General features: G+C 64.3%; 6 protein-coding genes and 1 pseudogene. 3 read left to right on the plus strand and 4 right to left on the minus strand.

Going from position 1 to position 5,343, the window contains the following annotated elements; all coding sequences use genetic code 11:
- Positions 1-165, minus strand: a 165-nt coding sequence (locus EOA36_RS26345) for an SDR family NAD(P)-dependent oxidoreductase (RefSeq protein WP_127280052.1), incomplete at its 3' end; no start/stop codon positions are given.
- Positions 166-302: 137 nt separating this feature from the next.
- Between EOA36_RS26345 and EOA36_RS26350 the strand changes: the two genes are divergently transcribed.
- The gene (locus tag EOA36_RS26350) at positions 303-584 is read left to right on the plus strand and encodes a hypothetical protein (protein WP_023792142.1); all 282 of its coding nucleotides are present in this window, start codon (positions 303-305) and stop codon (positions 582-584) included.
- Positions 585-641: 57 nt separating this feature from the next.
- Here the strand turns inward: EOA36_RS26350 and EOA36_RS26355 are convergent, their stop codons facing one another.
- Entirely contained in the window at positions 642-1,217 is a 576-nt protein-coding gene (locus tag EOA36_RS26355) for a TMEM175 family protein (protein WP_127280053.1), read from the minus strand.
- 240 nt (positions 1,218-1,457) lie between these two features.
- Between EOA36_RS26355 and EOA36_RS26360 the strand changes: the two genes are divergently transcribed.
- On the plus strand, positions 1,458-1,865 hold the full coding sequence (locus EOA36_RS26360) for an SH3 domain-containing protein (RefSeq protein WP_127280054.1): 408 nt from the start codon (positions 1,458-1,460) through the stop codon (positions 1,863-1,865).
- A 211-nt stretch (positions 1,866-2,076) separates the two neighbouring features.
- Complete coding sequence (locus EOA36_RS26365; RefSeq protein WP_127280055.1) at positions 2,077-3,285, plus strand: MFS transporter; 1,209 nt, start codon at positions 2,077-2,079, stop codon at positions 3,283-3,285.
- Between the two features lie 30 nt (positions 3,286-3,315).
- Here EOA36_RS26365 and EOA36_RS26370 read toward each other — a convergent pair whose 3' ends face one another.
- A complete protein-coding gene (locus tag EOA36_RS26370; protein WP_245464474.1) occupies positions 3,316-4,776 on the minus strand; it encodes an MATE family efflux transporter in 1,461 nt (486 codons plus the stop codon).
- Positions 4,777-5,096: 320 nt separating this feature from the next.
- A pseudogene (locus EOA36_RS26380) lies at positions 5,097-5,343 on the minus strand (hypothetical protein); the annotation flags it as partial.

The raw sequence follows: 5,343 nt of genomic DNA on the forward strand, positions 1-5,343 counted from the left end.
GTCGAGGCGCGGACCAGCGATGTCGGCGAGCACGATCTTCATGCCCATCAACGCCAGCCGTTTGGCCGCCGCGAGGCCAATGCCGCTGGCGGCGCCGGTGATGACGGCGGTATTGCCTCGGCCAAGCGCTGGCAGGGCAGTCTGGATCTCGGCGTCGGGGATCATCGGCGGTGGGTTCCTTTTTTTGAATGGCGCCGAACTTAGCGCCGGAACGGGCTTGTGCAAGCCTTTGTGGGGGCTCGTCGGGTTGACCAGTCCGGTCGTGGCTGCGCATGCTGTGACGCCAAAAGGGAGATTTCCGATTGACGGATTGGGTTGCAATTCTGAAGGAGCAGACCGCCACCGGCGACCAGATGGGACGCGAGGTGCCACAGATGTTGGCCAACCCTGATATCAGCGAAGCTCAGGTGAAAACCTTGTTCTCCGCACTGGAAAAGCAAGCCGAGTTCGTCGAGAAACTGCGCATGGCGCTGGAGAAGTTCGGCCATGATTTCTCGATCATCAAGGCGGCGGAGCGGCTGGAAGAGCGCTACGCCGACCTTGCCGCTTCCGTGGCGGAGAAGCTGAAAGCGATGCGCGGTTAAGCAAGTCCAGGAAAGTGTGAGGTGGTTTTCCCTCAGGAATTGCGCCGGACAAAGAAGCTATTTTTCCAATACCCGTGCAAAGCGGGTGTCCGGCACCAGCCAAACCAGGGCGACGGCAACATAGAGCGCCACGCCGATCCACCGGTCGAGGAAGGTCAGCCCAACGGCCGCTACGTAGACGGCAAGCGAAATCCTTCCCTTGCGGTCGCGACCGATGGCCTTGGCGAATCCGGTATCCGGCCCATGCAGCCGATGCAGTGCAATCACCAGCATGCTGTAGGCGGTCGCACACATTACAAGGTCGAAACCGTAGACCGCGACCGGCACCGTGGCGAAATGGTTCTCGCCCATGAAGGCGGTCGTCACCGGCATTAGGGATAACCAGAACAGCAGATGCAGGTTCGCCCACAGCACGTGGCCGTCGACACGCTGCACGGTGTGGAACATGTTGTGCAGATTGTTCCAGTAGATGCCGACATTGATGAAGGAGAGCACGTAGCACAGGAAGATCGGCCACTGCGGCAGCAGGGCCGAAAAATCCTCGCCCTCCGGTACCTTCAGGTCCAGCACCATGATGGTGATGATGATCGCCACCACACCGTCGGTGAATGCCTCGACCCTGCCTTTGCCCATGATCACTGCCTCGGTCCGCGACGAATTGCCGAAAGATAGTAAATCGTTAGCGGATGTTGGCGCGCCGATAAACGGCGCACGAAAAAATCCTCAACTATATCAGGGGAAACCATACGCCCGGACCGGTGATCGTGGTGGTTGGCGTTGGCCACTTGTTGACTTTTCTTGGCGCTGCCTCTCCCCTTGCGATGCAGTCCCGGCCGAAGCAGTCGAACGGCCGGCGACCGAATGGAGGGACTGATGAAACTTCGATTTCTGCTTGCGATAGCGACCATTCTGGCCGCCGTCTTGGGGACGTCCGCCGCCGCCTTCGCCTACGGCGCCCATACCACGACCAGCCTCAACGTGCGCACCGGGCCTGGCGCGGGATACGCCAAGGGCGGGACGCTGCCGGCCGGCTTCAGGGTCGACGTGACCGGCTGCCAGCCTGGCTGGTGCAGGATCCATGGCGGCGGTGTCAGCGGCTGGGCCAGTTCCGGCTATCTCTCGCGGACCCATGTCGTGCATCCGCCGGTCATCATCGTGCGCCCGCCGCATCGGCCGCCGCACTGGCACCATCGGCCTCATCACCGTCCTCCGCACCACCGCCCGCCGCACAAGCCGCGTCCCGGCAAATGCAAGATTGCGCCCGGCTTTCCCTGCAAGTAGGCCCGGTTTCCTGCAAATAGACCGCTTGCATCCAATACGGCACGAAGGGATGCCGTGACCGATCGGGGCCGCTGGCCCCGATCAGCGTTTTTGGCAATGGGCCTGGTGGGGCAAGGCCCACCGTGGTGTCAGGAGCGTGGCCGTTCACCGGAACGCCTGTCGTAAGGGCGCGTTAACGTCGCGATCCCTGAAACTGGTGACGAGGTTGGCCATGGCCTTTCGCGATTTGGCGCAGACCCAGAACGAGGCCAGCGGCGACGTCCTCGCGATCCGGGCTGTCGCGGCGATGATCGCGGTGCTGTTTGCCGGCAGCACGGTGCTGACGCCTCTCTATATCATCTACAAGCTGCAATTCGGCTTTTCGCAGATCACTCTGACGCTGATCTACGCGGTCTATGTCGTCGGCAATCTCGGCGCCTTGCTGGTGTTCGGTGGCGTGTCGGACGTGGTCGGACGCCGGCCAGCAGCGCTGGCGGCGATGATTGTGGCCATTGTCAGCGCGCTTATCTTCCTGTTCGCCGGAAATGTCGTGTCGCTCGACGTGGCACGCATCCTGAGCGGGCTTGGTATCGGCATCGGCGCGGGGACCGGGACCGCCTGGATTGCCGAGCTTCTGCCGGCCGCCGACAAATCACGTGCCAGCATCATCACCACCAGCACCAACTTCCTCGGTCTCGGTTTCGGGTCGCTGATATCGGGCCTGTTGGCTCAATACGAGCCCTGGCCGCTGCGGCTGGTCTTCATCGTCTATCTCATGGCGCTCGCGGTGGTGGCGGTCCTGGTCTGGCGCACCCGTGAAACCGTGGCGAAACCGGGTGGCCTTGGGCGGATTTCGATGCGGCCGCACCTCTCCGTGCCTGAGAAGATACGCACGCGCTTCGTCGCGCCGGCGGTGACCGGTTTCGGCGCGATGGCGTTGGTCGGCTTCTATGCCGCGTTGGCGCCGAGCATCCTGGCGCAGCAGCTGCACGAGGCAAACCATGCCGTTGCCGGCGCTCTGTTCTTTGAACTGGCGATCGTCGCGGCGGCCAGCATCGTGGCGCTGATGCGTGTGCAGAGCAGCAAGGCCATGCTGGCCGCCCTGGCCTCGATGATCCCAAGCGTGCTGCTGGTGGTGGCGGCGCAGATGCTGGCCTCGATGGCACTGATGATCGTGGCGACGGCCTGCTGCGGTGTCGTGGCCGCCCTTGGCTACCGGGGCGGCCTGCAGGTGGTGAACGAGATCGCGCCGCAGGATCGCCGTGCCGAAGTGGTGTCCAGCTTCTTCGTCTGCTGCTTTGTCGGCAACGCCCTGCCTGTCATCGGCATCGGCGTCGTGTCGACCTATGCCAACCCTGTCGCGGCGAGCCTGGCCTTCGCGGTCATGATCATCGTGTTCGCGCTGGTGGCGCTTGCCTTCGGGCTCAGGCAAAGACGCTGAGACAGCCGTCAACTGGCAGGCAGCCGTGCTTCAGCCGTGCGGCGTTTCAGGCGTCATGTTCGCGCGCTGGCGCGGCATGCCAAGGCCGGTGTCGGGCGGTTCGCCGGCAGCCGGCCTGTTCTCGATCATGTGCAAGCTGCGCCAGCCGCCGAAGCGGTAGTAGGCCGCGGCCAGGACCAGCGAGGCGATCGAACCGGCCGGGAAACTCCACCACAGTGCTTCCTCGCCGATCACGCCGCGCATGTAATTGGCGAAGCCGGTGCGCACGATGAGCACCGAAATCACCAGGATGATCAGCGGCGGCATCACGGCCCCCGTGGCGCGCACCGTGGCGAACACGACGATGGTGATGCCGAACAGGACGAACGACCAGGATGCGACGGTGTTGATGTGGGCGGCGATATCGATGGCGGCGCTGTCACTGCTCAGGAACAGGCCCAGGATCGAGCGGTCGAAGACCCATAGCAGCGCGACGAGGGCGCCGGTCAGGACGAGATTGAAGCCGACGCCGGAGGCGGCAACGCGGCCGATCCGGTCCCAGCGGCCCGCGCCGACATTCTGCGCCGCCATCGAAGAGACCGCGGCGCCGATGGCAAGTGCCGGCATCTGGATGTAGGTCCAGAGCTGCGCGGCGATGCCGTAGGCGGCGGCAACCTGCGAACCATAGGAGTTGACGATGCCCATCACCGTCAGCGCCGCCGCCGAGATGACGATCATCTGCAGGCCCATCGGCACGCCCTTGAAGACGACGATGCGCAGCAGCGCCGGATCGGGGCGCAGCAGAGCGAGATTGGCGCCGGCCAGCCGCAACGGATGCTTGCGCGCGTAGAGCACGACTAGGATGGCGATGACGCTCACGGTCTGGCCGATCAGCGTCGAGGTGGCGGAACCGGCGATGCCGAGTTCGGGAAACGGGCCGATGCCGCGGATGAGCAGGGGATTGAGCACAATGTCGAGCACCACCGCCAGCGCCATGAAGATGAAGGGCGTGCGGGAATCTCCGGCACCGCGCAGCACGGTCATGACGAAGGACAGAAGGTTCATCATCGGCACGGCGACGAAGATGATGCGCAGGTAGGAGCGCGCCAGCGGCAAGGCGTCGGCCGGCGTGCCAAGCGCGCCCAGGATGGTATCGACCCAGATCCAGCCGCAGACCGCGAAGACCACCGAAACGAGGAAGAAGAAGGTGGCACTGGTGCCGACGATGCGGCGCGCCTCCGGCAGGTCGCGGGCGCCGACCGACTGCGCCACCAGGATGGTGGCCGCCATGCCGATGCCGAACACCGTGCCGAGGATCAGGAACAGAACGAGGTTGGCGTTGGAGGTCGCGGTCAGCGCCGATTCGCCGAGGAATCGGCCCACCCAGACGGCATTGACCGAGCCGTTCAGCGATTGCAGCACATTGGAGCCGAGCACCGGCAGGGCGAACAGCAGCAGCGTGCGCGGGATCGGGCCGCTGGTCAGGTCGCCGGTGCGCCGACGCGCGGGCATTTTTTCGTCCATGGCTAAGGCCTATCTCGAGTCCGGTGCGCGATGATCGCAGATTCAACCGGACAGGTCGATGTAGGCGGACGGTCCAAGGCGTTCGCGCCATGATGGGACATCATCGACCTCGACAGCCGGGTCAACGGAGCCCGCCCAGGTCTTCGTGCGGCCCAACCTGTCGGCCGCCGGCAAGATCATGGCCGTGTCGAGCAGGACGGCCAAGCCGATCGATGCGGGCGTGCCGAAGGACGCCGAGTTCTTGAAGTAACTGCCTTCACGACCTGCTCAGGCGGACGCGCCAGGCGCGCCCGCTTGTGCGGTGATCGTTACTTCTTGCCGAGACCCGGCAGCGTCACCCGATAGACCAGGAACATGGTGTCGACATCGGCGCCGTCATCGGCCTTGTAGGGGGCGCCGACCTGGAAGCCGTCCTGGGCGAGGAAGTCATTGTCGTTGCCGACGAACAGGAAATAGTCGTCGGGCAGCTTCGGATCGAGGACGCTGGCGACCGACATCGCTTCCCACTTTTCCGAGAGCTCATTGTGGTCCTTCGCCCCACCATTGTGCAGGCCG

The organism is Mesorhizobium sp. M8A.F.Ca.ET.021.01.1.1 (assembly GCF_003998025.1).
Classification (GTDB): domain Bacteria; phylum Pseudomonadota; class Alphaproteobacteria; order Rhizobiales; family Rhizobiaceae; genus Mesorhizobium.

Excerpts from the sequence above, each read along its gene's own strand:
- EOA36_RS26360 (WP_127280054.1), top strand. The coding sequence starts at position 1,458 with ATGAAACTTCGATTTCTGCTTGCGATAGCGACCATTCTGGCCGCCGTC.
- EOA36_RS26355 (WP_127280053.1), bottom strand. The coding sequence starts at position 1,217 with ATGGGCAAAGGCAGGGTCGAGGCATTCACCGACGGTGTGGTGGCGATC.
- EOA36_RS26365 (WP_127280055.1), top strand. The coding sequence starts at position 2,077 with ATGGCCTTTCGCGATTTGGCGCAGACCCAGAACGAGGCCAGCGGCGAC.
- EOA36_RS26370 (WP_245464474.1), bottom strand. The coding sequence starts at position 4,776 with ATGCCCGCGCGTCGGCGCACCGGCGACCTGACCAGCGGCCCGATCCCG.